At 56.4% G+C, this 26,734-nt stretch carries 24 protein-coding genes; 17 read left to right on the top strand and 7 right to left on the bottom strand.

Features of this window, described 5'->3' with window-relative positions:
• The 8 genes from JRJ26_15940 to JRJ26_15905 form a co-directional block, all read left to right on the top strand.
• A partial coding sequence (locus tag JRJ26_15940; GenBank protein MBW2058979.1) for a succinate--CoA ligase subunit alpha occupies window positions 1-426 on the top strand: 426 nt, incomplete at its 5' end.
• A 311-nt stretch (window positions 427-737) separates the two neighbouring features.
• Window positions 738-1,679, top strand: a complete 942-nt coding sequence (locus JRJ26_15935) for a phosphate/phosphite/phosphonate ABC transporter substrate-binding protein (GenBank protein ID MBW2058978.1) — start codon at window positions 738-740, stop codon at window positions 1,677-1,679.
• A 128-nt stretch (window positions 1,680-1,807) separates the two neighbouring features.
• Complete coding sequence (phnC, locus tag JRJ26_15930; protein MBW2058977.1) at window positions 1,808-2,554, top strand: phosphonate ABC transporter ATP-binding protein; 747 nt, start codon at window positions 1,808-1,810, stop codon at window positions 2,552-2,554.
• Between the two features lie 36 nt (window positions 2,555-2,590).
• Complete coding sequence (gene phnE / locus JRJ26_15925) at window positions 2,591-3,379, top strand: phosphonate ABC transporter, permease protein PhnE (GenBank protein MBW2058976.1); 789 nt, start codon at window positions 2,591-2,593, stop codon at window positions 3,377-3,379.
• A 6-nt stretch (window positions 3,380-3,385) separates the two neighbouring features.
• Window positions 3,386-4,234 carry a phosphonate ABC transporter, permease protein PhnE gene (gene phnE / locus JRJ26_15920; protein ID MBW2058975.1) on the top strand — a complete coding sequence of 283 codons (849 nt, stop codon included), beginning with the start codon at window positions 3,386-3,388 and terminating at the stop codon, window positions 4,232-4,234.
• 186 nt (window positions 4,235-4,420) lie between these two features.
• The gene (locus JRJ26_15915) at window positions 4,421-5,584 is read left to right on the top strand and encodes a saccharopine dehydrogenase NADP-binding domain-containing protein (GenBank protein ID MBW2058974.1); all 1,164 of its coding nucleotides are present in this window, start codon (window positions 4,421-4,423) and stop codon (window positions 5,582-5,584) included.
• An 84-nt stretch (window positions 5,585-5,668) separates the two neighbouring features.
• Window positions 5,669-6,619 (top strand): anion permease, encoded by a 951-nt coding sequence (locus tag JRJ26_15910; protein MBW2058973.1) that lies wholly within the window; start codon window positions 5,669-5,671, stop codon window positions 6,617-6,619.
• Window positions 6,620-6,748: 129 nt separating this feature from the next.
• Window positions 6,749-7,396 carry a DUF47 domain-containing protein gene (locus tag JRJ26_15905; protein ID MBW2058972.1) on the top strand — a complete coding sequence of 216 codons (648 nt, stop codon included), beginning with the start codon at window positions 6,749-6,751 and terminating at the stop codon, window positions 7,394-7,396.
• Between the two features lie 27 nt (window positions 7,397-7,423).
• Here the strand turns inward: JRJ26_15905 and coaBC are convergent, their stop codons facing one another.
• From coaBC to JRJ26_15890, 3 genes are all read right to left on the bottom strand, one after another.
• The gene (gene coaBC / locus JRJ26_15900) at window positions 7,424-8,662 is read right to left on the bottom strand and encodes a bifunctional phosphopantothenoylcysteine decarboxylase/phosphopantothenate--cysteine ligase CoaBC (protein ID MBW2058971.1); all 1,239 of its coding nucleotides are present in this window, start codon (window positions 8,660-8,662) and stop codon (window positions 7,424-7,426) included.
• Between the two features lie 132 nt (window positions 8,663-8,794).
• A complete protein-coding gene (locus tag JRJ26_15895; protein ID MBW2058970.1) occupies window positions 8,795-10,468 on the bottom strand; it encodes a Na/Pi cotransporter family protein in 1,674 nt (557 codons plus the stop codon).
• 54 nt (window positions 10,469-10,522) lie between these two features.
• Window positions 10,523-11,407, bottom strand: coding sequence for a LysR family transcriptional regulator (locus JRJ26_15890; GenBank protein ID MBW2058969.1), 885 nt, complete (start codon window positions 11,405-11,407; stop codon window positions 10,523-10,525).
• A 164-nt stretch (window positions 11,408-11,571) separates the two neighbouring features.
• Here JRJ26_15890 and JRJ26_15885 point away from each other — a divergent pair, with 164 nt between their 5' ends.
• The 3 genes from JRJ26_15885 to JRJ26_15875 all read left to right on the top strand — a co-directional run bounded on the left by JRJ26_15885 (window position 11,572) and on the right by JRJ26_15875 (window position 13,795).
• Window positions 11,572-12,222, top strand: a complete 651-nt coding sequence (locus JRJ26_15885; GenBank protein ID MBW2058968.1) for a DUF47 family protein — start codon at window positions 11,572-11,574, stop codon at window positions 12,220-12,222.
• Window positions 12,219-13,166 carry an anion permease gene (locus tag JRJ26_15880; GenBank protein ID MBW2058967.1) on the top strand — a complete coding sequence of 316 codons (948 nt, stop codon included), beginning with the start codon at window positions 12,219-12,221 and terminating at the stop codon, window positions 13,164-13,166. The genes JRJ26_15885 and JRJ26_15880 overlap by 4 nt, the downstream gene beginning before the upstream one ends.
• Window positions 13,167-13,405: 239 nt before the next feature.
• Window positions 13,406-13,795 carry a MoaD/ThiS family protein gene (locus JRJ26_15875; protein ID MBW2058966.1) on the top strand — a complete coding sequence of 130 codons (390 nt, stop codon included), beginning with the start codon at window positions 13,406-13,408 and terminating at the stop codon, window positions 13,793-13,795.
• On the opposite strand, the gene JRJ26_15870 is transcribed toward JRJ26_15875, so the two are convergent.
• Window positions 13,676-14,581, bottom strand: a complete 906-nt coding sequence (locus tag JRJ26_15870) for a LysR family transcriptional regulator (protein ID MBW2058965.1) — start codon at window positions 14,579-14,581, stop codon at window positions 13,676-13,678. The two genes, JRJ26_15875 and JRJ26_15870, sit on opposite strands and share 120 nt — an antisense overlap.
• A gap of 110 nt (window positions 14,582-14,691) precedes the next feature.
• Here JRJ26_15870 and JRJ26_15865 point away from each other — a divergent pair, with 110 nt between their 5' ends.
• The 3 genes from JRJ26_15865 (at window position 14,692) to JRJ26_15855 (ending at window position 18,455) form a co-directional block, all read left to right on the top strand.
• Entirely contained in the window at window positions 14,692-15,423 is a 732-nt protein-coding gene (locus JRJ26_15865) for an HAD hydrolase-like protein (protein MBW2058964.1), read from the top strand.
• Between the two features lie 190 nt (window positions 15,424-15,613).
• The gene (locus tag JRJ26_15860; protein ID MBW2058963.1) at window positions 15,614-16,975 is read left to right on the top strand and encodes an aminotransferase class III-fold pyridoxal phosphate-dependent enzyme; all 1,362 of its coding nucleotides are present in this window, start codon (window positions 15,614-15,616) and stop codon (window positions 16,973-16,975) included.
• A gap of 109 nt (window positions 16,976-17,084) precedes the next feature.
• Window positions 17,085-18,455: a monomethylamine:corrinoid methyltransferase gene (locus JRJ26_15855; protein MBW2058962.1), complete on the top strand. Its 1,371-nt coding sequence runs from the start codon at window positions 17,085-17,087 to the stop codon at window positions 18,453-18,455.
• Between the two features lie 18 nt (window positions 18,456-18,473).
• Here JRJ26_15855 and JRJ26_15850 read toward each other — a convergent pair whose 3' ends face one another.
• The 3 genes from JRJ26_15850 to JRJ26_15840 all read right to left on the bottom strand — a co-directional run bounded on the left by JRJ26_15850 (window position 18,474) and on the right by JRJ26_15840 (window position 21,277).
• Complete coding sequence (locus JRJ26_15850; protein MBW2058961.1) at window positions 18,474-19,556, bottom strand: PAS domain S-box protein; 1,083 nt, start codon at window positions 19,554-19,556, stop codon at window positions 18,474-18,476.
• A 67-nt stretch (window positions 19,557-19,623) separates the two neighbouring features.
• Window positions 19,624-20,646, bottom strand: coding sequence for a hypothetical protein (locus JRJ26_15845; GenBank protein MBW2058960.1), 1,023 nt, complete (start codon window positions 20,644-20,646; stop codon window positions 19,624-19,626).
• Between the two features lie 130 nt (window positions 20,647-20,776).
• A complete protein-coding gene (locus JRJ26_15840; GenBank protein ID MBW2058959.1) occupies window positions 20,777-21,277 on the bottom strand; it encodes a ferritin family protein in 501 nt (166 codons plus the stop codon).
• A 364-nt stretch (window positions 21,278-21,641) separates the two neighbouring features.
• Here JRJ26_15840 and JRJ26_15835 point away from each other — a divergent pair, with 364 nt between their 5' ends.
• The 3 genes from JRJ26_15835 to acnA all read left to right on the top strand — a co-directional run bounded on the left by JRJ26_15835 (window position 21,642) and on the right by acnA (window position 26,144).
• Window positions 21,642-22,469, top strand: coding sequence for a 3-keto-5-aminohexanoate cleavage protein (locus tag JRJ26_15835; GenBank protein ID MBW2058958.1), 828 nt, complete (start codon window positions 21,642-21,644; stop codon window positions 22,467-22,469).
• Window positions 22,470-22,635: 166 nt separating this feature from the next.
• Complete coding sequence (locus tag JRJ26_15830; GenBank protein ID MBW2058957.1) at window positions 22,636-23,166, top strand: hypothetical protein; 531 nt, start codon at window positions 22,636-22,638, stop codon at window positions 23,164-23,166.
• Window positions 23,167-23,402: 236 nt separating this feature from the next.
• The gene (gene acnA / locus JRJ26_15825) at window positions 23,403-26,144 is read left to right on the top strand and encodes an aconitate hydratase AcnA (protein ID MBW2058956.1); all 2,742 of its coding nucleotides are present in this window, start codon (window positions 23,403-23,405) and stop codon (window positions 26,142-26,144) included.
• Window positions 26,145-26,734: the final 590 nt, after the last annotated feature.

The following is a 26,734-nucleotide window of genomic DNA, read 5'->3' as shown; positions in this document are numbered from 1 at the left end:
ATCGGGGTGGTGTCCAGGAGTGGAACGCTGACCACGGAGATCACGGCGAGCCTTGTGGAGGAGGGGCTCGGCCAGAGCACGGTCGTCGGTATCGGCGGGGACGGCGTTGTCGGATCGACCTTTCTCGACATATACAGGATGTTCGAGGAGGATGAAGAGACCGTGGGCGTTGCTTTTGTGGGGGAGATCGGAGGGACCATGGAGGAGGAACTGGCAGCCTATATCGGCCGGGGCGGTACCAAACCCGCAGTCGCCTTTATTGCGGGGCGGAATGTACCGGAAGGAAAGCGCCTCGGCCATGCCGGCGCGATTGTGGAGGGTAACCGGGGAACGGCCGAAAGCAAGATCGGAGCCCTGACAGAGGCGGGGGTAAAAGTCGGCGAGGTGCCCTGGGATCTCGGAAAGCTGATGAAGGAGATGATCTGACACCCTGCTGAGCTTCTCTTCCCCTTCGAGCTCCCTGCCCGAAGCTGCTACCCGCCTGGCGCAAGGCCTGTCACCGGATAGAACGCCCGGAAACCATGATCAATCGGAGAATTTGACCGAGGAATAGTGCTGTGCTATAAGGAAAAAACAGTAGGGTAGTGCGAGAAAGGGGGTGAGAGGCGACTTCGGCACGAGGAAAGGGGGTGAGAGACGGGCTCGTTGGAATCAGGGAAGGTGAGAGAGGGGCGGGTCGGCCCGCGGCTCGTTGCCGGCCCGAACCAGGAACCGCTTGATTCAAAGGAGGGAAGACAATGAAAACGAAGCTCAATCCTGCAAGGAGTGTTCTTGTCATAGCCTGTGTCATAGCACTCGTGGGCTCGGTTGCGGCCGGGACCGTGTTTGCCGGAGAGTGCGAGAATCCGGATACGCTCACCTATGCGGCCATGTCCCAGGAGCGGGCTCCGGTGGTGGCCAAACGCGTGGCCCCCATGCTCGATTACATTGCAAAGGTGACGGGGAAAAAGGTGGACTTTTACATGACCACTTCTTATGCCGCTCAAATCGAGGCCATGCTCGGGGGGTTTGCAGATATCGCCAATTTCGGTCCCTTTGCCTATGTGCTGGCCACCGAAAAGGCTCCTGGAAAGATAAGGGTGTTTGCCACTTATACGGTCAAACCGATGCCGGAGCATTTTGTGCCGGGGGGGCCCTCTTACAAGGGGATCCTGGTATCGAAGAAGGGGTCTCCCTATACCTCGATTGAAAAGATAAAGGGGGCTGTTGCGGGTTTTCCAGATCCAGGGAGTACTTCGGGCTGGTTGGTTCCAAACGTGCTCTTTACCAAGACCCAGCTCGGTGGTATGCCGCTCGATAAGTATTTCTCAAAGCTGGTCTTTACGGGATCGCACGATGCCAACATACTGGCAGTGCTGGAGGGGCGAATCGATGTGGCATTTACATGGGATTCAGCCCCATTCAGGCTCTGGAAGCGGGGGGAGATGGGGAAGCCTGCAGATGAGTTGAACCTCCTGTGGAGCTCCCCTGATATCCCACTCGACCCGTACTCCTACAGGACAGGCCTGTGTCCCGACATAAGGGCGAAGATAGAGAAGGCCTTCCTCACCTGGCATGAACAGCCCGAGTCGAAGGATTTCTTCGATTCCATCGGGGGCACCAAGTTCGTGCCCATGAAGGATCAGGACTACGATGTGATCCGGGAGCTTTACGAGGCCAAGAAGAAGATGAAAGAGTAAGGCCTGCTGCAACGGCTCTGGTTCTCTGAGAAGGTGGGGAGGGACCCCCTTCTCACCTTCTATCTCTTCTCATGTTTCGGGGGGTGGGAAGCTCGGATCTGGAAAAACGCCGAGAAAAAGGTAATTCAATGGAAGCATTGGTCGTCGAGAATCTGCAAAAGACCTACCCAGACGGTACGAGGGCTCTCAAAGGGGTGAGTGTCAGGGTGGACAAGAAGGAATTTGTCGGCCTCATCGGTCTGAGTGGTTCAGGAAAGTCGACCCTTTTGAGGTGCATAAACCGTCTGGTCGAACCCGATTCCGGGAAGGTCTTCTTAGAGGGCATTGAAATCACGAGTCTGGGTAAGAGAGAGCTCCGCCACGCCCGGAGAAAGATGGGCATGATCTTTCAGGAATTCAACCTGGTCGAAAAACTGACGGTAATCCAGAATATCCTTTCCGGGCGGCTCGGTTATACGAGTCTGTGGAGGAGTGTGCTGCGTAGGTTTCCAGAGGCAGATGTGAGAAGAGCCGTGGAGATCAGCGAGGTTGTGGGAATCAGGCCCTATCTGTACAAACGGGCCGACGAGCTGAGCGGTGGCCAGCGGCAGCGTGTGGGTATTGCACGCGCCTTGATCCAGGACCCGAGGCTGCTTCTGGTAGATGAACCGACTTCGAGCCTTGATCCGGCAATAGGGCATGACGTAATGAACGAATTCCATCAGATATCCAAGAAGCTGGGCGTTCCGGTGTTGATCAGCATTCACGATGTCAATCTGGCTCTGGAGTATGCGGATAGGATCGTCGCAATGCGTGACGGAACGGTCGTTTCCGAGGGTAGGGCGGACGAATTCGACCAGAAGAGGCTCGAGGAGGTCTACCGGTACAAGATCTGAGGGAGTCAACGCCAGGCCGATGAGGAAGGGGGAGTTATGGCTCCATCTGGTGAGGAGAGAGGCCTAGGGATATACCGGTATCTTCTGCTGTTGGCTCTGACCGGCGTGATGGCCTGGTCTACCTACGGGGTTTTCGTTGTGGGGACGGACTGGAGAAAGGTCGGTGATCTCCAGCAGGTATGGCGGGCGATTACCCGGTTCTTTCCCCCCAACTGGCCGTATGTGCTCGAACTGGGCAGGGCTACCTTCGATACTTTCTTGATTGCCGTGATCGGGACCTTTCTGGCACTCATACTTGCACTGCCCGTGGCCTGGCTCGCCGCCAGGAATATCACCCCTTTTGCGCCTGTCACCTACCCTATTGGAAGGTTCATCATGACGGTCTCCAGGTCAGTTCACGAGGTCGTCTGGGCCTTGATCTTTGTTGCAGCCCTGGGGCTCGGGCCCTTTGCGGGGATCTTGGCACTTGGAGTGCGCTCTATCGGATTCATGTCCAAGCTGACTGCAGAGCAGATAGAGAATATCGATTACCGCCCCATCGAAGCGATCCGATCCACTGGGGCGAGCGGTGCGCAGGTGGTCCTCTACGGGATCATCCCCCAGATCCTGCCCCTCTTCATCGGGAGTGCGATCTTTCAATGGGATATCAATATCCGGAGGGCGACGATCATAGGGATCGTGGGTGGAGGCGGTCTGGGGCTTATCTTCAGCATCAAGATGATGGCCTATCAGTACACCAACGCGACCGCTGTGCTGGTTGCAATCCTCGGGTTGGTCCTGCTGGGTGAGTTCGTCTCGACCAAGCTCCGGACCATGCTCACCTGAGGCGCCATGGAGGTGGTTTCAGAGTTGCCACACCGAGACCATCAGAGGAGATCGGCAGACTCAACGGATGAGGGGGAGAGCGCACTCAGGACGGGTTTGTCGGGTTACCTGGGCGTGCTCTTCTTCCTCGCCTTTGTGGTCTGGTCCCTTCACTACCTCAATATCCCTCTGAGCCGCTTCACGGGGATGTTCGGCCCACTGGGGCACAAGTTCTCGCAGCTCTTCTGCCCTCCTGATTTCAAATACATACAGAACATGGGTATGCTGAAGTCGATCGTTGAGACCTTCCAGCTCGGTTTCTTCGGTACTGTTGTCGGTCTGGCGCTCTGCGTGCCTCTTGCGTGGTTTGCCGCCCTCAACATGACACCAAACAAATGGATACTCTATCCTCTGGGGCGAGGTATCATCATCGGTGCCCGGTCGATCTATGAGCTGATCTGGGCGATCCTCTTCACCATGATTCTCGGTTTCGGCCCTCTTGCAGGGGCGGTTACCTGCATTCTGGCAACCATCGGGTTCTGCGGAAAACTCATGGCAGAGGAGATCGAAGACATCCGCATCGGACCCGTGGAGGCCATCAGGGCGACAGGAGCAGGCGAGATCAAGGTCTTTCTCTACGGGATCTATCCCCAGGTTGAGACGGCCTGGACGGGGATTGCCATTTACGGCTGGGATTCCACATTCCGGATGGCAACCATACTGGGATACGTAGGGGCCGGTGGGATCGGTATGTACCTGCGAGAGACCATCGAGACACTGGCCTATGAGAAGACCGGTATGACCCTGCTGGTCATTATCGGCCTCGTCGTCGTGAGTGAAGTGGCCTCGGCCTATGCACGACAGAGGGTAGCCTAGCCGGTGGAGAGTATCGATTCATGGATGGTTCGATAGAATCCCATGATTTGCAAGAACTCAGGTCCTGCCGGATTCCGCGGGACTTTTTTTTCATTTCCGCGGCTCTCTGCCCCAGGAAGGCGGTCTCTGGCGTGAGAGGTGGCCACCGGTGGGAAACGGGCTTCTTCGGCCTGTAGGAGGGAAGAGATGAAGATACTCTGTGTCGGCGCTGCCGGGCAGATCAGTCGGGAGTCTCTGAAGGACCTGATAGAGTTCGGTGATTTCGATCAGATCACCATCGGCGATGTGAACGAGGAGGCGGCTCGGCAGGTCAGGGAAGAGGTGGGCGATCAGAGGGTCGATTTTGTCCACCTGGACATCACGGATACCGCGGGATCGGTTGAAGTGATGAGGGGATATGACGTGGTCATGGCCGGCCTTCCCATCGCACTCGACACGCTGCTGGTCGATGCTGTTATGGCCGCCGGCGTGAGCGGTCTCGATGTCACCGGGATGGGACAGACCTATTTTGACTACGATACCAGGGCGAGACAGGCAGGGATCATATTCGTGCCCGGGGTCGGGATGACTCCGGGTACGACCAATATCCTGGCCAAATACGCTGCGGATCAGATGGAAGAGGTGGAAGGGATCTATATCAGTCACGGGGCGTTTCGGGCCATCGCCCCTTCACCGGGACTCAGTTCTACCACCTTTCTTGAGTACGATCCCGCCATGCCGGGCCGCGTTGTTTACGACAGGGGGAGATACCTCCAGGTTCCTCCCTTTTCGCTGGAGAAAAAGATAGAGCTTCCCGAACCCTTTGGTTCTCTCCCCCAGTATATAATCCCCCACCCGGAGGTTCACACCCTTCCCAGGTATATCGAGGGAGTGAAGCGGATCGAGGTGAGAGGGACCTGGCCGGAAAAAAACATGAGGCTCATCAAGGCTCTCTACGAGTATGGATTCCTGAGAAACGACAAGGTGAAGATCAGGGGAATTGAAATCGGGTCAAGGGATTTCGTTGCCGCCTACCTCGACCAGGCCCCTGAGGGGAAGGAACAGGATCTCTGGGGTTATGCCCTCCACGTGGAGGTAGTCGGCACACGGCAGGGGAGAACCGTCCGCCATATCCTCACCACCTCCAATCCACCAGGCGAGGTGGAAGGCTGGGAGGGCCCCAGGGCGTATACAAGGAGTGTGGGAGTTCCCCTTTCCATCGGTGCCCAGATGATCGCATCGGGTCGGGTCAAGACGAGAGGAGTGGTCGCTCCGGAAGGCGCTTTCGACCCGGCGGAATTCATTGGAGAGTTGGCCAGGCGGGGAATCATGGTCAGGGAAAGGATAGAGGAGGATCATACGGTTGCCTGACGGGCTGACTGATCCGGATCTCTTCCGGCTCGTCCGGATAGGGACAAGACAAACGAACAGGAGGTAATTGCCGTCGAATTTCCCTTGGTCATTCTGCTTCTTTTCGGCGGGATCTACGTGGGCTGGAATATCGGGGCCAACGACACGGCAAACTGCATCGGTACGGTCGTCGGCGCGGAACTGATCCCGTACCGGAGGGCTGTCGCTCTGGTTGCTGTCTTTGCATTTCTGGGAGCGGCCCTGCAGGGGCACCATGTGATGAAGACCATCGGTAAGGGCATAGTGACCGAGGAGCTTCCTTTTGCGGCGGTATTTGTGGCTCTGGTATGCGGGGGGGGCTTTGTGACCCTGGCCACCTTTTTCAAGATCCCTGTGTCGACCTCCCAATCGATGGTCGGCGGTGTGGTCGGAATCGGACTAGCTGTTGGTGCGAATGTCGATTTTTCGAAGTTCGTCACCATCCTTGAGAGCTGGGTGGTCTGCCCGGCCTTGACTCTTGCTCTTTCATGCGGCATTACCCGCCTGCTCGGTTCGCTCCTCGGAAGGCTGAAGGGGAGTGTTATCTTTGTCCAAAATCTCCTGGGGTGGCTGGCAATTCTCTCAGGCTGCTACGTGGCCTACTCCATGGGGGCCAACAATGCCGGGAACGCTGTGGGTCCCATAGCAAACCTGGGGATTGTCCATCCGAGAACACTGGTAGCCATAGGTGGCGGTGCTTTGGCACTCGGTTCGATTACCTACGGAAGGAAGGTGTCCGACACGGTGGGCAAGGGCATCACGTCCCTCGACCTGTCCGGTGCCTTTGCAGCCCAGATGTCTTCGGCCTTTGGAATTCATCTCTTCTCCATCATGGGGATTCCGATTTCGACCTCTTCGGCGGTTGTGGGGGCGGTTGCAGGAACCGGCCTGGCCAAGGGAGCCAGATCGATCAGCAAGAAGACCGTCCTCACCATCCTTGCCGGGTGGGTGTTGACCCCGTCCTTTGCCGGGCTGTCCTCGTTCCTCCTGTATCGGGGGGTTTTTCTCCTCGAATGAACCTGCTCCAGAGGATTCTCGGAGTCGGTCCTCTTTGCCGGCGACAAGCCGCCCTCGCCGGTGGTATACTATGGGGAGCGGGCCTGGAGCCTATGGGCGACTACAGCTCTGCCAGAGGGAGGGAGCGGCGTGATCTTCAAGAAAGAGAAAGAGGTGATCGAGCTGATCATCAAGCACCTGGACAAGGTGGAAGAGACACTGGCCACTGCAAAGAAGTGCATAGAGACCTACATCACGGGCAACATATCCGAAGCAAAGGTTCTGGCCCTCAAGGTAGACGGGCTGGAAACGCAAGCCGACTTCATCCGGTACAACATTCGCGACCGGCTCTATTCGGGTGCCTATCTTCCCGCGATCCGAGAGGACATCTACCATTTGGTGGAAAGCATCGACAAGGTCGATGACGCTGCCGAGGCGTGCTGTGATTTCTTCTTGGATCAAAGGCCGGAAATTCCGCAGGAGATGAGGGAACAGTTTCTCCGTGTGGCTCAGGAATCCTTTGCCACCATGGGGGCCCTTAAGGAGGGCCTGCTCGAGTATGTAGGTGGAGAAGGGGATGTGGATTTCATCAGGGAAAAGGCCAAACAGGTGGGGATCAAAGAGTCGGATGTGGACAAGATCGAATGGGACCTGACCAGGCAGATATTCACAGCTCCCCTCGATTATGGCCACAGGATTCATCTGAGGCTTTGTCTCGACACGATTGTGGAGATCTCCGACCGGGCAGAGGACGCCGCCGATCTGCTTGAGATGGTGACCATGAAGTCGAGGGTATGATTCAGGCCGACTCCTTTGGGACCTCTGTTATCTTTTGCCGGAGGGGAGATTCCGGCTGCTTCTCTCCCGCATGCGCAGGATCTTGACGACCTGGTTGAGAACGAGGCGGGCCACCTCTTCCTTGGTCATGAGGGGCAGGTTCTTGACCTTTCCCCGCCTGTCGAGGATCGTGACGATGTTCGTGTCGACTTCAAATCCCGCCCCCTGCCGGCTGACATCATTGGCTACAATGAGGTCGGCGTTCTTTGCCTGGAGCTTGGCACGGGCGTTTTCGACGACTGCCTCGGTTTCGGCAGCAAAACCCACCAGGATTCTGTCTTCCTTGACTTCCCCGAGTTCTTTGAGGATGTCCGGGTTTCTTTCGAGCTCCATGAGGTAGGTCTCCTTGCCCTGTTTTTTCATCTTACGGACAAAGACCTCTTTCGGCCGGTAGTCGGCTACCGCAGCGGCCATTATCACCACCGAGCAATCCCTGTAGTGGTCGAAGACGGCGGCTCTCATGTCAGCCGCGCTTCTCACGGAGACAAAGAGGATGTCTCTCCGGGGAGGGGGGATCAGGCTCGGCCCGCTGACGAGAACCACCTCTGCTCCCCGGCGCCTGGCTATTCTGGCTATGGCATAGCCCATCTTTCCGCTGGAGCGGTTCGTGATGTAACGGACCGGATCGACACCCTCCACGGTCGGTCCTGCAGTGACCAGTAAGCGCTGCCCTCTAAGGTCCTTTTCCGTCAAAAGGTCCTCCATTCTCTCGACAATCTCGCCTGTCTCCGCCATTCGACCCCTACCCGTGGCCCCACAGGCGAGATCTCCCTTCTCTGGCTCCACCCACTCGTATCCGCGAACCCTGAGCTTCTCCAGATTCTGCTGCACAATCGGGTTCTCCCACATCCGGGTGTTCATCGCAGGGACCAAGAGAAGCGGGCACTTGAGAGCCGTCACCAGGGTCGAAAGAAGGTCATCGGCGATCCCGCCTGCTATCTTGCCGATAATGTTGGCCGTGGCCGGCGCGATTACGGCCAAATCGGCCATGTCGGCAAGAGCGATGTGACCGATGTCACTCTCCCAGACCGGTTCGAAGAGATCCAGCGCGACCCGGTGACCGGAGAGGCTTTGAAATGTGAGCGGCCTCACAAACTCCTGAGCGTGTCTGGTCATTACCACACGGACATCTGCCTCTCTTCGTCTCAATTCTCTGAGAAGTTCCACCGACTTGTATGCCGCAATTCCCCCTGTTACGCCCAGAATAACAGTCCTGCCTTTCAACATCGACTCCCTCCGGAAAAAGAGAACACCGCCGGTCGGTTGCCCCGAGATGTCGCTCTCCATCTCTGTGGGAGATTCCTGATTCTAATCGGGCTTCTCCCTCGAAATCCGGGGTGCCGGTGCCCCCAAAAGCACTCAGGCGTGCCCTGTTATGTCCATATTCCATTGCAGATGACGCAGCACACCTTCGGCGATATTGGTGACGTGATCCCCGATCTTTTCCATATTATCGACAAAATCGATGAACACGATGCCTGAGAGCAGATTGCAGGTCCCATTGCTCAACCTCTGAATGTGGTTTTCTTTGAGTTCGACTTGAAGTTCGTTGAGACGGCCTTCGGCCTCTATGATTCTTTCTGCTGAGAGCACATCGTGTTTTCTCAGAGCCGTTATGGCGTTTTCGAGCATCGAGAAGGCGATGTTCACGATCTCTTTCAACTCGTCGATCGCACTGACGGTAAAAGGAAGCTTTTCGTCGATTTTTCTTTCGGAGAGTTCCAGGATGTTGATGGCATGATCCCCGACCCTTTCAACATCGTTCACCGAGTGGAGGAGGACCGGGATCATCTCCGCCTCGGGCTTTTCGAGGTTCTTTTGGGAGAGCTCGACGAGGTATTGGGTGATCTCCTTTTGAAGGTTGTCGACTGCATCCTCCTGTTCCCTTATCCTGACAAAGGGTTTCGTATCGTTGTCGACGAAGCTCTTCACAGCATTTCGCAAGGCGTCGCGGGCAATGTCGATCATTCTTGTTATTTCATTGATCGTCTGCTCCAAGGCAAGAGAGGGGGTCTCGAGAAGGTGTTTCTCCAGGTATATCGGTCCGATATCGACCGTGCCGGGTTTGACTCGCGTGAGCCGTATGGCCAGCTTCTCGAGCACGTCTATCAAAGGCAAGAACACAAAGAAGGAGTTGATGACATTGAAAACGGTGTGCGAAAGGGCTATGTGGAGCATGATGTTCTCTGTCGTTACAGGCCCTGGAACCATGAGTTCGATCAACCGGCCGTAGGCTCCGGTATACACAGGGGCAATCATGTAACAGACGCCGATAATGTTGAGCAATGCGTGGGCCCGTGCGGTCCTCCTGGCGTTTGTGTTCCTTCCGATAGCCGAGAGTTCGGCAGTGACCGTTGTTCCGATATTGTCACCGAGGATAATCGGGATTGCCGTCTGAAAGTCGATCAACCCGGAGAATGCCATTATCTGGAGGAGGGCAATGGTTGCGGAAGAGCTCTGAAAGAGCACGGTTACGACAACCCCGATCAGGATACCGAGAATGGGATGACTCCCAAAGGTGAGAAAGGCGTCCTTGAGTGCCTGACTCTCTCTCCACGGGACAAAAGCATCCTTCATGAACCCCAGTCCTGTAAAGAGAAGACCGAAGCCGAGAATGAACTGCCCCCACATCCTGGTCGAACGCGTCTTTCCCAGCATGGTTACGAAGAATCCGACCCCTATGGCGGGCAGTGCATAGCTGGTGATTTTGAAGACGGCGAAAAACGAAACGAGCCAGGCCGTAACCGTCGTGCCGATGTTGGCTCCGAGTATGATGGAGATGGCCTGCTTCAGCGTCAGAAGACCCGCATTGACAAAGCCCACAGACATCACGGTCGTGGCACTGGAGCTCTGAATAAGGCAGGTCACTATGGCTCCCACAAAGAGGCCTATGATCGGCTGCTTGGTCAGGATGTGGAGGGCGTTTCTCAGCCGATCACCGGCGACCTTTTTCAGACTGTCGGACATGGTCTTCATTCCGAGGAAAAAAAGGCCCAGTCCACCGATGAGATTGAAAACAGTCTCAGCTGCCATTGGCAATCCTCGGGGGATACCAGAGAGGAAGTCAAGCCCCCCGGACCGTGAATCTCATTTGAACGCCATCATGGCCGTCTCGATCAAGGCACGGACAGGGGATGAAAGGTACTTGTCTCTGTGATAGACCATGTACAGATCCCGCTCCATACGCGCGTCCAGGAAAGTGTGGGTAACCAGGGCTTTCATCCTGATCTCCTTGAGAACCACTCGCCGGGAAATGATGGAAACTCCGAGGCCGCTCTGGACCGCGGCCTTGATGGCCTCGTTGCTTCCGAGTTCCATGACCACCGTGATGGGAACCCGGAACTTCTCGAGTGTTTCCTCCGTCACCTCTCGGGTGGCGGATCCTCGCTCCCGAAGGATGAATCGTTCCCCCTTAATGTCACGAACCGATAGTTCCTTTTTTCCCACCAGGGGATGGTTGCCGGATGTGATGAGCACCAGCTCTTCCCTGAAAAAGGGGAGCACCGCGAGCCTGTCCTGATGGTGGACCCTGGCGACAAAGCCAAGATCCTCTTTGAAGGAGAGGATGTTCTCGGTGATCCTGAAGGAGTTGCCCAGATGCATGCGGATTGAGATATGAGGGTATTTCTTCGAGAATCGGTTAATGATCTCGGGAACATAGTAAGCTCCCAGGGTGAGACCTGCACCGATATTCAGGCTGCCCGTCTTGATCTCCTGGAGGTCCTGGAGGGCCGACTCGGCCTGTTTGGAGAGCTCCAGAATCCTGGCGGCATAGTCGAAGAGAACCTTTCCCGCCTCGGTGAGGATCACCTTCTTGCCGACCCGATCGAAGAGCCTGGTCCGGTATTCCTCCTCGAGCCTGTGAATCTGGATACTCACCGCCGGCTGGGTGAGGAGGAGCTCGTTCCCTGCCTGGGTGAAGCTCCCGTTCTTGCTCACGGCGTAAAAGATCTCAAGCTGATGGAGGTTCATATTTGTCGCAGTAATGGCCTTGATAAAGACTATTAATTTGACGAATGGCTCAAAGTGTTCTAATTTATATAGTTTACTTGCCGGGGAGTCAATCTGTTTTTGATTCGCGGTGAGGGGCGGAAGGGAAGAAGCCGGATTCGTGAACCCGCAAAAAGGGGGCGGAGATGTTGGAGTTTCTTTTTAAGAAGCAACAGCACGTTGAACGACTCATCTACCAGTACCTGGAGACTTTGAAGCAGGCTCAGGAGAATTTCCTCAAGGCGGTCAACGTGTACTTCAGCAAGGGTTTTTCCGAGGACTTTGAGTTTCTCATCAACCAGACCCACAAAGTCGAGTCAAAGGCCGACGACATCAGAAACGAGATCGAAACCATGATGTACGAGAAGGCGCTGATTCCGGAGTCGCGGGGGGACATTCTCGGCCTGCTCGAAGCTATCGACCAGATTCCCAGCCTCTTCGAACTCATTCTTTACATGATCCAAACCCAGAGGCTCGCCACCCCTGATTTCCTGGTTCTGGACATCCGGGAACTGCTCCGTGTCTCCCTAGAGTGTTGCGATCTGCTGGTCAAGGAGGTGGATGCCCTTTTCAAGAAGTCGGGAGACATACGGTCCCTGGTCCTTGCCATAGACAACAACGAGAGCCACTGCGACCACATCGAACGAAGGATCATCACCAAGATTTTTGACTCTCATATCGACCCGTTTCAAAAGATTCAACTAAAGGAGATGATAATTCAAATGGGGGAGATCTCAGATCAGGCTGACCGTGTTTCACGCCGCGTCCATATCATCAGTATCAAGAGGCAGGTGTGATGGTCTCTCTTCTCGGAGGTATTTTCCTGGGATGGTCCCTCGGGGCCAATGATGCGGCCAACGTGTTTGGGTCAGCGGTCTCTTCAAGAATGCTCCGCTTTTGGACGGCGGCCATTCTGGCATCGGTCTTTGTGGTCCTGGGTGCCCTCCTCGAAGGTCGAGCCGGGATCGAGACGTATGCGGGGCTGACGAAGATGACCCTCTCCCTGGCCGTGGTTTCATCGGTCGCCGCTGCGGCTGCGGTGACCGTGATGACCTTCCTGGGGCTCCCTGTTTCGACTTCGCAGGCCGTGGTGGGGGCCATCCTCGGCATCGGGATCTTGAACCGGCAGATCAATATGGCCGGCTTCGGCAAGGTGGTGGCCTGCTGGTTCGGCACCCCGGTGGGCGGGGTGGTCATTGCCGTCATCGTTTACAAATTGCTTGCACTCCTATACAACAGGATGAGGCCGAGTCTCTTTCAGGCCGACATCGGGCTCCGCCTATGCCTGATCGGGGCGGGGTCTTATGGAGCCTATGCGCTCGGTGCGAACAACGTGGCCAATGTGACGGCTGTTTTTGTGAGCGCGGGGGTGCTGACGGTATTCATGGCGGTTCTCTTGGGAGGGCTCAGCATAGCCCTTGGAATAATGACGTTCAGTCGGGGCGTCATGGAGACTATTGGCAGGAAACTGGTCAAGCTTGATCCCTTTTCCGCCCTTGTAGTCGTCCTGGCAGAGGCCATAACGGTCCATATTTACACCTTTCTGGGCGTCCCGGTCTCCACGTCTCAGGCCGTGGTGGGAGCGGTCTTGGGCATAGGGATTGTGAAGGGCATCAGGACGATTCGCCGCCAGACCCTGGTCAACATCCTTCTTGCCTGGTTCCTGACACCCGTGGTGGCCTGCTTCCTGGCCCTGATGATCGACTTCGCCATTCATCTCAGGTACGTGCCGTCCCCGTAGTCCGGACAGGGAGAGCCGTCGATGTGCTGCCCGTTGCCGACTCCTGCCCGTCCTCTCCATTTGCACGATCGAGGATGGGTGCGACAGGGTTTGGACCATGGCAAGACGAAAGGGGCGGGCTCCCGGGATGGACGGACCGACCGAGTCTGCCGGAATCGCCCATTTCATGGAAGACCGTAACCTTCTGGCCGATAAAGGAGTCTGAACGGTCTTGCTGGATGTGAGGTTTTGAGGCGACCATGAGGATCCGCGTCCGTTTTTTCGGCTCGTTTCGTGATCTGGCAGGGGAGGAGATCCACATGACCGTGGCCGACGGTCTGGTTGTGGCCGACGTGGTACGCCTGCTCCAGGAGAGGATCGAAGGGTTTGCCGACGATTTCGACGATGAGACCCTGGTCGTGTTGAACGACAGGGTGGTCCTTCGCAACAGGGGCGAAATGGAGCCCAAACAAGTCAAGGAAGGGGACGTGATCGGAATATTCCCGGCGGTCAGTGGAGGGGCAGCGATCTTAACGGGCGAGACCGGAATGGCCCGAAGCCCACTCGCAGGCCGTCTCGATCAGGACCTGAAGGGGCTGGGACAGGTACTTTTCCCTGTGGTGGATCATATAGAATTTCCGCATCAGTGACACACCGGCCAGAGGAACGGCCTTCAACGTGCCCCGCTCGATCTCGCCTCTGGCCACTCTCTCTGAGATGAGAGAGAGGCCGATTCCCCGCTCCACGGCCCTCTTTATCGCCTCGTTATTGGAGAGTTCCAGGGTCATGAAGACTGAGACGGCGTGATTCTTGAGAAAATCGTCTACGATATTCCTGGTGGCGGAATCGCTTTCGTGCATTACAAATGACTGGCCTTCCAGGTCGTCGGGTTCAACGGCCTCCCTCCTGGAAAAGGGATGGGTGGGAGAGGCAATGAGAATCAGTCTGTCCTCCATTATCTCCCTGACTGCCAGCTTCTTGTGGCCGACAGGGTAGGAGATGAACCCCACGTCATTATCGAGGCGAATGGTCCTCTCCACCACCTGGGGGGTCGGCAGTATCATGGCCGACACTCTTATCTGGGGGTGCATCTTGCTGAAAGGAATGATTATGTCAGGAAGATAGTAGGCGCCGAAGCTTTCACTCGTATCGATTCGGATATGCCCCCTTTTCTGCTGCTGGAAATCACGGATGACCTCTTCTGCCTGGTTCTCCAACTGGAAGATCTTTTCGGCCACGCCGTAGAGCACATTTCCGGCATCGGTGAGAACCATCCTCTTGCCGAAACGGTGGAGAAGCTTGACGCCGCATACCTCCTGGAGGTTCTGGATCTGTTTTGTCACGGCAGGCTGGGTTATGTAAAGGGCTTCGGCCGCGGCACTCAGGCTTCCGTGTTTGGCCACATAGTAGAAGATTTTCAATTGATTGAAGTTCACGGGGATAACCGGCCGTTATGAGTGATATGAATTAAATTACGTTGACTCATATTACCTGAGTCTCGTATCTTATTCAATCAGATCGCTTATGTGGAGGAGGTGCTGAGCAAATGAGTAAGATCAGCATGGTGATGTTTGATCTCTCGGGAACAACCGTCCATGACGACACGGGTGTGAGGGACTGTCTGTACAAGGCGGCCCAGGAATACGATCTCAAGACCACCCCGGAGGAGATTCTCCTGAACATGGGGACCAACAAGATCCATCTCTACCAGTTCCTGATCGCCCGGGAGAGGGGGAAGCAGATCGACATCAAGGATTTTGAGAAGATCAGAGATCCGGAGACTTACGAAGAGGCCAAGAAGGTCTTCGACCGGTATCAGGAGATCATGATCGAACATTATAGAAACGAGGTGAGAGAGGTTCCCGGTGCGTCGGACACTTTCCGGTGGTGCCACGACCACGGCATCAGGGTGGCCACCGATACGGGCTTCCACCGGGCGGTCACCGAAGCGATCATGGAAGGGCTCGGATGGGTCCGGGACGGCCTTGTCGATCTTTCGGTCGACGTGGAACACGTCCCCGGGGAGATCGGACGGCCCGCGCCTTTTATGATCTTCTATGCCATGACTCATCTGGACGTTCAGAGTGTTCATGAGGTGATCAAGATCGGCGATACACCGGCAGACATGTTGGAAGGCCGCAACGCGGGTTGTCGTGGTGTGGTCGGCGTACTGAGCGGCCCCCGGCCCGTGACGGCATGGGGGAGGTACTGGCATACCCATGTGATTCCCAGCGTGAAAGAACTTCCGGAGTTGATCGAAACGGAGTTCATGGGATAGTGGAGAGACATGGCCCTACCTGACCAGACCCGGCCTGGATAGGACCGGGTGTCTGGATAAAGGCAGGCCCGATCCAGGCCTTTCCCGGCATGAGATGGGAGGTGGGTTTTCCTGCTCCCGGCAGAGAAGGGCCCCTTCCCTGGATAGAGGAGGGGCCGCCCCGGGTGAGCCGGAGGAAAGGAAAATCAACATGAGTGAGTCGTCTTTGGCCATGGACCCCGAGGCCATCGGTGAGTATGAGAGAACGTATCTCTTCCACACCTGGACTGCCCAGAAAGGGTTCAAACCCTTCATAATCGCCGGGGCAAGGGGGAGTTACTTCTGGGATGATAAGGGAAAGAGGTACCTCGACTTCGCATCCCAACTGATCAACGTGAATGCCGGCCACCAACACCCCAAGATCCTCGAGGCCATAAAGAAGCAGGTGGACAGGCTCTGCTACGCCATGCCGGGAGCTGCCAACGATCAAAGGGCCATGCTCGGCAAGATACTGGCAGACATCGCTCCAGGGGACCTCTCCAAGACCTTTCTTGTGACAGGAGGGGCCGTGGCCAATGAGAACGCCTTGAAGATGGCCAGGGCTTTCACAGGGAGGCAGAAGGTGATCTCCAGGTACAGGTCGTATCACGGGGGGACATACGGTGCCAGTTCCATCACGGGAGATCCCAGGAGGATTCCTGCCGAACCCGGCGTCCCGGGATCTCTCCATGTATGGGATCCTTTCTGCTATCGTTGTTTTTTCAAGATGACATACCCGGAGTGTGACCTTTACTGTGCAGAGGCGATCCGTGAGTTCATCGAGGTGGAAGGGCCGGAGACGGTGGCCGCGATCATCGTGGAACCCATTACGGGGAGTAACTGCCGAATCGTACCGCCTGAGGGATACATGGAACGGCTCAGGGAGATCTGCGACCATTACGGAGCACTGCTCATTTTTGACGAGGTGATGACGGGCTTTGGAAGGACCGGGGAGTGGTTCGCCGCCGACCACTGGAAGGTGACTCCCGACATAATGACCCTGTCCAAAGGGATCAACTCGGGTTATCTTCCCCTGGGTGCGGTCATGACAACCACCAGGGTAGCCGACTTTTTCGAGGAGAATATCCTCTATGCCGGCCTCACCCAGTTTGGAAACCCCGTGGCCTGTGCCGCGGCGATTGCAGCTATCGAGGTCTACAGGGAAGAGAGGCTGATCGAGAATTCCAAGGAACTCGGCCTCTTTCTCATGGAGAGACTGGAGGAGATAAAGAAGAACCATCGAAGCGTCGGGGATGTCCGGGGCAAGGGACTCTTTGCGGCCGTAGAGCTTGTGAAGGACCCTGCAACGAGAGAGCCTATCGTCCCCTGGACCGTGCGCAACTACGAAAAGAAGCACCCCATAACAGGCGAACTGCTCGGCAGGCTGAAGGAGGTGGGCCTCTACACTTACATGCGGTGGAATGTCCTCATGATCTGTCCTCCCCTCTGCATTACCAGGGACGAGCTCGCCTGGGGTCTGGACCGAATCGACGAGGCTCTCGCCCTTGCGGACGACTATATGAACAGATCGTGATCTACCGGTCTGGGGCCGATGGGAAGGGGAGGCAGCCGAACGCAAGGACCTTGGTCCGGGGCCGCGGCCTCCGGTCCTCTGAGTCCGAAAACCGGGAGGAATGGGAGCAATGGATTTTTTGGAGGTATATGAGCGGGCTCTGAAGGGCCCTGTCATGGCGGAGAGGGACTTCGACATGAAGGTCTTCATCCCCGAGCTCAATCAGGTGGTCAAGACCTACGGTATTCGCTACGATAAAGAGAATCCCGTTCCCTCAGACGATGGGGCGGCGGATATCCTCTTTGATGGGGCGGTCGATTTTCTGAGTCGGGTGGGGGTTTACTGCCAGGACACGAACCGGGTGATCCGCTTCACCAGGGAGGAGATCCTCCAGGCGGTCAAGGTGGCCCCGGGCAGGTGCCTTGCCGGTGAGGGCAAGGATGCCGGGGTTTTTTCCATGAGGAGGCCTGATGATGGAAAGCTCCCCTGGCTTCATGTGGGATCAGGCATCGTGGCCACATCCGAGGAGATGGCCACAAACCTCATCGAAGCCTATGGCTCCATGGCAGAGGCAGACTCGATCAGCATCTCGGCTCTGGACAGCATCAGGGGGATTCCCGTATCGGCGGGATCTCCGGCGGAACTCTATGCGGCGATCCTCGGGATCAGGATAGGCCGCGAGGCCTTGAGGCGGGCGGGCCGGCCGGGCCTCCCCATCATGAACCTCATCTCCACTGCCGCAACTGCGGTGACCACCATTGCGGCAAGCGGACCTCAGTTCGGGCTGAGGCCCACAGACGGATGGCTCTGCGGCGCCATCTCGGAGATGAAGATCGACTTCGGGGCCATGAACAAGATAGCCTACCTCCTCAACTGGGGGGCAAACATCGGGGCGGAGACCAGTCCTATCCTCGGAGGATACTGCGGTGGGGCGCCAGGAACGGCAGTGGTAAGTACCGCCTATATCCTGGTCGGGCTCCTGGTGCACCACGGGAACTACCAGCTTACCTTCCCGGTCCACTTCAGGTACGGGTGCTCCACAACCAGAGATGTCCTGTGGGCTGTGGCATCGAGCTGCCAGGCAGCAAGCCGGAACATACCGATGCCCGTAATCTGGCTCGGGTACATGGCCGCAGGTCCAATGACGAGGATGTACTTCTATGAGGCAGCGGCCCACCTGCTTGCCACGGTCACTGCCGGAGCCCCGTCGGTTCAGACACCCCATCCGGCTAAGGCGGTGAAAACCGACGGCATCACGCCCATGGAGGCCAGATTCGGGATCGAGATGGCAAGGGCGGCCTCCAAGCTGAGGCGAGACCAGGCGACTGGCCTCGTGGTGCGCCTGCTCGAGAAGTACGAGACACAGCTGGATGCACCTCCGGAGGGAAGCCGTTATCAGGACTGCTTCGACGTGAAAAGGGGAAAACCGGGCCAAGAGTATGTACGCCTGTACGGCGAGGTGAAAGAGGAACTGGCCGGGATGGGAATCCCCTTTGACTAGCCGGTGGGCTTTCCAATCTCAGCTCTCTCCTTCCCTCTTGGAAATTCCCATGGTTATCCTCACGGTGGTTCCCCTGCCCCTCTGGCTTGCCAGCGTGAAGGAGTAACCGGGATGGTCCTCTATGATCCTTTTTGTTACTGAGAGACCGAGGCCGGTGCCTTGTTTCTTGGTGGTGAAGAAGGGGTTGAATATCTTCTCCTTCGCGCCTTCTGGAATTCCGGGCCCTTCATCAGAGATCGCCAGTTCTGCACGGTCGCCTGAGACCCTGGATCGCATGAGGAGAGTTCCTCCCTTCTTCATGGCCTCCATGCCGTTCTTGACCAGGTTCAGCAAGGCCTGCTTGAGCCTGCCCCGATCTCCTTCCACGAATACGGGGCCATCCTCGGTATCCAGACTCAAACGGATGCCCTTTTTCCTACAGCTCTCATGGGCAAGGGAGGAGATCTCCCGGAGCAATTCGTTCAAGTCGATCTTCTCAATCACCAGCCTCATGGGCGCGTAGAGGTCCCGTAACTCCCCGAGAAGGTTTTCCAGCCGCCCGACCTCCTGGGTGATGATATCGAGCTTGGATCTGGTCTTTTCATCTTGAGCCGTCCTCGCCAATTGCCGTGAGAACCCTCCGATCAGGGCCAGGGGGTTTCTGATCTCATGGCTGATCTCTGCCACCACCTGCCCGAGAGCGGCGAGGCGCTCCGATCTCTGAATCCTTTCCTCGAGCTGCCTTGTCTCTGTCATATCCCTGAGGATTCCCGTGAAGAAAAGCTTTCCATCAATGGCAGCCACGGAAAAAGAGATGCTGGCAGGGAATGACTCTCCATTTTTTCGGAAGGCGACGAAATCGGTCTCATGGCCGATCAGTCTGGGATTTCTCGTCTCCAAATACCGGGAAACCGCCCGGCGATGGTTCTCGCTGCATCGAGGCCCCAGGATCACGTCGAGATCATGCCCGATTACCTCGCCACGGCTGTAACCGAAGATCCTCTCGGCGGCCCGGTTGAAGAATATGACCTTATGGTCCTGGTCGATGGTGATAAAGGCCTCGTTTGTGTTTTCGACCGCACCGTGGAGGATGCTCAGTTCGTTGAGTTGTCTCTCCTTCATGAGCAACCCGTGTATCTTACCCTTTAGGAACCATTGCGGAATATTTCATTGATTGTCGGTTTCCAGGCTATACTCCGTATTTCTCCCGGAGCCTCAGAGACAGCTCTCGGATCATTCCAAACGCCCTGTCCACGGTCTTCTCTCCATCCGGGTTGACCAGGCAGCAGGTGGCGGGAGAGAGCATGCTTCTCGAGACGAGCAATTCGCGGTCTATCCCTTTTTTTTCGAGAGGAACCCATATGTCACTGAGCCGTCTTTCCAGGGAGTCGAGCCCCTCCTTTTCGAATGCCTCGTGATTGGTCGGCACAATCCCCCAGACGATGGCCCTGCCCTGTTCGAGGAACCTTCTGATCGAGGGTGCATAGGCGGCAAAGACCTCGCCGTTTGAGTAGACATCCAGGGACAGGACGTCCAGATCGAGGCTAAGCAGGAAATCCCAGTCCGGGTTACCGCATAGATGGACGCCACGGGGTCTCTCTATCATGGAAAAAAAGGTCTCCATGTCGCCTTTGGCCGGCAGATCTCCGTAACCGGACATGCCACTGAAGAGAAACTGTAACCCCGGCTCATCAACAAACATGAATGCATTCTCGTTCTTTCTCTTGAGCCGGTTGAGTTGGGCATTGACTCTCCTTGCAAGGACCTCCACCATGAACGGACGTACCGTGTCATCGAAGAGTATCGGCCGGTCATCGTCATCGAGGACGTTGAAGCCGAAGCTGATCGGGCCCTCGATTTGGCCCCGTATGGCCGGTCTATTGGAGAGATCGAGATCGAGAAAGAGATGGTAGACCACCGAATAGGTCTTGCTGATGTCGAAATAGCCCGGCTCTTCGAAATGGGCCAGGGTTTGCTCCAATTCCCTGATGAATTTCTCCCTGGAAAAACGCAATGTGCGCTTTTCCATATCGAGCACGATTCCCGGAAAGTGTTCAGAGGCCTGGACGTACATGTCCTCATAGTAGCTGACATGGGGGAGTTGGGGCCAGAACGGAACATCCAGGGACAGTGCCATTTCCATGGCCCCATGCACATCGGTATGCGGCATGACCCCCATGGCGGTCGTGAGCAGATTACCCGGTACGGCCATGATTCCACCGACTTTCCGTGTCCCTATGTGCGGCAAAGATCCAAGAAACGGCTTCCAAGGGGCAAGAGTTCGCCCGGCGGCTCTGAGCTTCGCCTGCTGATGGATGGAAAAGCTGCTCATCTCTGCCGGTTCACCCGGAAGGACCGCGGGCGGTCAACTCCCCGTTGAGAAAGACGATATGTCTCATCTCTTCCTTGATGATTTCCTCGATTCTGCCCTTGCCCAGCCTTTCGGGCACCACCTCCTTGATGCCGAGGTAGAAGATAATGGAGTCCTTTTCAAGATCGAGAGCCTTCTTGAGGATGTCTCTCTGGGTGTGTTGATCCTTGAAAAAATCCACGGGGTCTGCTTTTGGATCAAAGACGTGGCCGTCTGCCATTGCCCGCAGGTACAAGGCCCCTTCGCCCTGAGGATCGAATGCCGCTGCGGTCCTGTCCGAGGTGGAGAGCTCCTCTCTCATTGAGGCAAAGACCCTTTCGTGATTCTGTTCCATGGCGGCCAGTTCGAGAAACATCCGGCGCTCGCCCGAATCAAGGACTCCCTCGGCCGCGCGGCGATAGAATCGCGCGCCGTTTCTCTCGATCTGTTCTGCCATCTCGAAGACCTCATCGGCACTGAAGTCGATATTCATCGATGTCCTCCTTGTCTCTCCACCCCAGCCATAGGACCGTTTCCTAAGAGTTCCGGGATAGACATCAGCTCTCATGAACAAAGACAACCGTTTCTGTGGCCCTCGCGGCCCAGTCCCTCCGGCAACTCCACTGCTCTTGTCCCGTTCTTTTCTCCCGTGAGGACTCGGCAGACAACATGATCATAGCACAACGAGGAGACCTTAGTGAAGGGATGTCGGGACGAGCAGGGAAGGTCGGTCCCGGCCCTGTGCCTAGGGAAGGGACTTGATGTCTCTTTGAAATTAGTGGATATTTTTGGGCTGATACTTGGGCCCGGCAACGACGGGGAGGCCTTTGGAAACGAAAAGACAGGGAGTAGATCCTGTGGACAAGGTGATAGTCACGGCGGCTCTCACGGGAAGCAGAATCACGCGTGATAAAACGCCTTACATCCCAATCACGCCGGAAGAGATCACCCGTTCGGCCGTGGAGTGCTGGCACGCCGGGGCCGCGGTGGTACACATTCATGTGCGAGATCCGAAAACCGCATTGGGCACCCAGGACGTGGATCTCTTCAGACGGGTCGTAGAACCTTTGAGGGAGAAGACCGACCTTGTCCTTTGCCTTACCACCAGCGGGATACCAGGGCGCAACCTGCCAACCGAGGAGAGACTGGCCCCGCTTGCGTTGAAACCGGAATTGGCCTCCCTGGACGCCGGGTCGATCAACCTTGGAGGAGATGTCTTTCTGAACCCGCCGTCCTTCCTCCATGAGGCGGCCAGGAGGATGAAGCAGGAAGGAGTGAAACCCGAGCTCGAGGTCTTTGACACGGGCATGGTGGTGACCTGCCTCCGCATGAGAGCCGAGAAAAGGCTGGAGGATCCGCTCCATTTCCAGTTCGTCTTGGGAACACCCTGGGGTGCTCCGGCAACGCCGAAATCCATGTTGCATTTGTACGAACAGATCCCTCCGAAGGCAACCTGGTCTGTCATCGGTGTGGGCAGAGGGCATCTGCCCATGTCCATGATGGCCCTGATTATGGGGGGACACATCCGGGTCGGCATGGAGGACAATATCTACTACGAGTCCGGGGTCCTGGCCAGGAGCAATGCCCAGATGGTAGAGAGGATCGTGCGCATCGCCCGCGAGTACGGCCGGGACGTGGCCTCTCCTGATGAAGCCAGAACGATCCTGGGATTAAGAGACCGCTGATTTTTTCAGGAAATTCCGGCAGTCTTCGGATACGAGACCTATCTACTCGTATTTCCGAGCAACGTGGCCTGTTCTCGCGGATCATAGACTAGGGTGGACTCACGCGAGAACCCTGCAGAAGGACAGGAATCGAATGTACAGGGAACAAAAAACCTAGGAGGGGGATATGGCTGGTTTTCAGGATCGTATTGTTCGTGCTGCCAAGCTGGATGCCAATCTGTATGAGGAGGTTGAGGCCGACAAGGGAGCCATGGGGCAAGCCATGGGTGTTGTCGTTCTTTCAAGCGTAGCTGCTGGTATAGGGACCATAACACAGGGAGGGCTTGGCGGGATTCTAATGGGAACGATATTTGCCGTCATCGGGTGGTTTGCCTGGGCTTATATCACGTATCTTGTTGGAACGAAAATCCTTCCGGAGCCTCAGACCAAGGCGGATCCCGGGGAATTGTTACGAACCATCGGTTTTTCGAGTTCTCCTGGGTTGATTCGGGTGCTGGGCATTATCCCGGGACTGGGATGGTTGGTTTTTCTGGTCGCCTCAATCTGGATGTTGGTGGCGATGGTCATAGCGGTCAGGCAAGCCCTGGATTACAGGAGCACGTTTCGTGCTATAGGGGTTTGTTTGATAGGGTGGATCATTCAGGCTGCAATCCTCGCATTGTTGCTTTCCATCATAGGTGTTTCGAAAGGCGTCTAGTGCTTTTTCTTGTCCCGACGTCAGCCAGGGGGCGGTTTTGCAAGACCTCTGTTCGGCCTCCACGGGCGGTCTTTCTTCCCTCGCCGTGGATATCAGCGCTTGCCACTTCCGGTTTCCTTGCAGGCAGCTGGTTGCTTGCGGGACCGGCGTTTCGGTGCAACGCAAACCGATAACCTTATTTGACCCGGGGGCGGACCGGCTGTTGTTCGGTGCCTGATCAGACGAGAATGGGAGCCATGGATAGAGAAGAGTTCAGGAGGCAGATAGACCTCAAGGGGCGACAGTACGACGTCTTCGATATCGTCATGCTCGAGAAAAGGGGTATAGCCGACATAGGAAGACTCCCTTTTGCGGTCAGAATCCTCGTTGAGAACGTCTTGAGGAAACTCGACGGCCGTATGGTCCATGAGGAGGATCTGCTGAAAATAGCCAGGTGGGAAAAGACATACGCCGAGCCTGTCGAAATACCCTATTACCCGGCACGCGTCCTGATGCAGGATTTTACCGGAGTTCCTGCTGTCGTGGATCTTGCCGCTATGAGGGATGCTGTAAAGGATCTCGGAGGGGATCCCAAGAGAATCAATCCTCTCGTTCCAGTGGAATTGATTGTCGACCACTCCGTGCAGGTCGACTACTACGGTACTGAGAGAGCTTTGAACAAGAACGTGGAAAAGGAATACGAGAGGAATTGGGAGAGATACGCCCTTCTGAAATGGGCAAAGACAAGCTTCGATAATTTCAGGGTTGTTCCCCCCAATTCCGGGATATGCCACCAGGTCAACCTGGAATACCTGGGAAGAGTGGTGGTCACCGAAGAGGCCGGTGCAAAGGCTAGAGCCTATCCCGACACGCTGATCGGTACCGACTCACACACGACGATGATCAATGGAATCGGCGTGATGGGGTGGGGGGTCGGCGGGATTGAAGCGGAATCGGTCATGCTCGGCCAACCGTATTACATCCGGATACCCGAGGTGATCGGAGTTAGAATGGTGGGTGAGCTCGACGAAGGGATCACTGCAACGGACCTTGTACTCACCCTTACGGAACTGCTCAGGACACGGGGAGTGGTGGAAAAATTCGTTGAGTATTTCGGCCCTGGAGTGCAGAACCTTACCGTTCCCGATCGGGCGACCATAGCCAACATGACCCCCGAACACGGTGCGACACTCGGTTTCTTTCCCGTGGATGAGAAGACCCTCGACTATCTCAGGATTACCTATCGGGAGAAACAGGCAGAGATCGTCGAAGCCTATACCAGGGAGCTTGGGCTCTTCTATACCGGCAGAGAGGAGCCCGAGTACACCGAGGTTATCGAGTTCGATCTTTCTTCGGTTGAGCCGTCAGTGGCAGGCCCTTCGAGGCCCCAGGATAGAATTCCCCTGAGGGAGTTCAAGAAGAATCTCGCCCCGCTCTTTGCCCCGCTTCGCGAGAGGAATGCCGGTTCGGGAGGAGTTTCCCGGTTGCCCAGGGGGCCTGGTTCTTCGGGCTCTGTGAGGGTGAGTTCCCGGTCCCCGAGAACCTGTCACCGAGTCGATCTTGACGGAAAGGTGGCGGAAATTGGGGACGGGAGCATCGTGGTGGCGGCCATTACCTCGTGTACGAACACGTCGAATCCCTCTGTCCTCATCGGGGCTGGACTCGTTGCAAAAAGAGCCGTCAAAAGGGGACTACGGGTCCCTCCTCATGTGAAGACTTCCCTTGCTCCGGGTTCAAGGGTAGTGACGAGGTATCTCGAGGATTCAGGCCTCATGCCTTATCTCGAGGCCCTCGGATTCCATCCTGTCGGGTTCGGCTGTACGACGTGCATCGGTAACAGCGGCCCCCTCCATCCAGAGATGGAACGGGTTATCTCCGAACACGACCTTGCAGTCGCGTCTGTCCTTTCGGGGAACCGGAATTTCGAGGCCAGGATACACCAGAGCATCAAATGGAATTTTCTGGCATCACCCATGCTGGTTGTGGCGCTTGCAATCGCCGGGAGGGTCGGTGTGGATTTTGAAGCAGAGCCTGTGGGGTATGACCCGAACGGCGAGCCGGTTTATCTCCGGGATATCTGGCCAAAGTCCGGAGAGATCGGCGAGCTTGTCCGGGGAAACGTATGCGGTGAGTTCTTTGCAGCCGAGTACGAGAGGATCTTCATCGGAGATGCACTCTGGGAGGGCCTGCATGTGGAGCAGACTACGACCTTCCCTTGGGATGACAGGTCCACGTATGTAAAGAGGCCTCCTTACTTTGAGGGTATGAGGGCCGGGTGGAGGGTGCCTTCGGATATCGAGGGGGCAAGGGCTATTGTCGTAGTGGGAGACTCCATCACGACCGACCACATCTCTCCTGCCGGTGGCATACCGGAGGACTCTCCTGCGGGGCGATACCTGATGGAAAGGGGGGTAGCTCCTCGTGATTTCAACTCCTATGGCTCCAGGAGGGGGAACCACGAGGTTATGGTGAGGGGGACTTTCGCAAACATCAGAATGAGAAACCTCATTGTCGCTCCGAGAGAGGGGGGGGTGACGTTGAAGTTTCCGGAGCACCGAGAGATGCCCGTCTATGATGCAGCAGTGGAATACGGAAAGGAGGGGACTCCCCTCTTGGTTCTGGCGGGTAAAGAGTATGGGACAGGCTCCTCCAGGGACTGGGCTGCAAAGGGGACCCGCCTCCTCGGGGTGAAGGCCGTAATTGCCGAATCCTTCGAGCGCATCCACAGGAGCAACCTCATCGGCATGGGGGTTTTGCCACTCGTGTTTAGAGAGGGTGAGACCCGTGAGAGTCTTGGACTCGACGGTTCCGAAGCCTTCTCGATCCGGGGCGTCGAGGAGATAAGACCCAGGAAGGTACTGCGGGTAAAGGCCGTCAAAGAAGACGGAAGGGAGATAGACTTTCACGTAGTCGCCAGGCTGGACACCGAGGTTGAAGTCGAATACTACAGAAACGGCGGAATTCTGCCCTATGTATTACGGAAGATGCTGAAGGTATAGTGAAGGTATAGTGAAGGTATAGGGACGTAGGTTCTCAAGCAACTTTTGAAGCCTCTGGGCCGACCCCTCCATTGTTGAGAAGTTCTATCTGCTTTGGCCCGGGGCAAGAATATCCTGCAGCCCCGGCTTCTAGCGTTAACCTGTTCACGGAATCCGGTTAACCCCAATTTTGTTTCTCCTTCGAACCTCCTTCCTCCACGTCTCAAGCGGCCTGTTTCCCAGGGTGGCAGGTACCGGTCCAGCGGGCCGTTGTTCGGGAATCGACAGGTACCGAGTATCATGGCAGGATTCCGTGCGGGCTTGAGGGGTCATTGATCCCCTGTACGGTTTGGGGAAAGCCTTTGGAATTGCGGCGTAGAAACTCAGTTGATTTCTCTCTTGACATGGGAGGGTGGCTCGGTATAATGGCCGCGGGTTTGGGCGGCTTGCCTTTGAGGTTGGGGTTTTTTGAGCCCATGAGAAGAACGAAGGACATATGTCATCATCGGTGGTATAAGTACTCAGATCATCGGAATAAGATGTCCCCCTTGAGGGAGCATTTGGTGTACCTTCAGGGATCACCGAGAGACCTGGAGGTGCCGTATGACGGG

The sequence above is a fragment of the Deltaproteobacteria bacterium genome (genome assembly GCA_019308905.1).
Lineage (GTDB): Bacteria > Desulfobacterota > BSN033 > WVXP01 > WVXP01 > JAFDHF01.
Note: the sequence above shows the minus strand (reverse complement) of the source record. Positions and strands in the feature narration are given on the sequence as shown.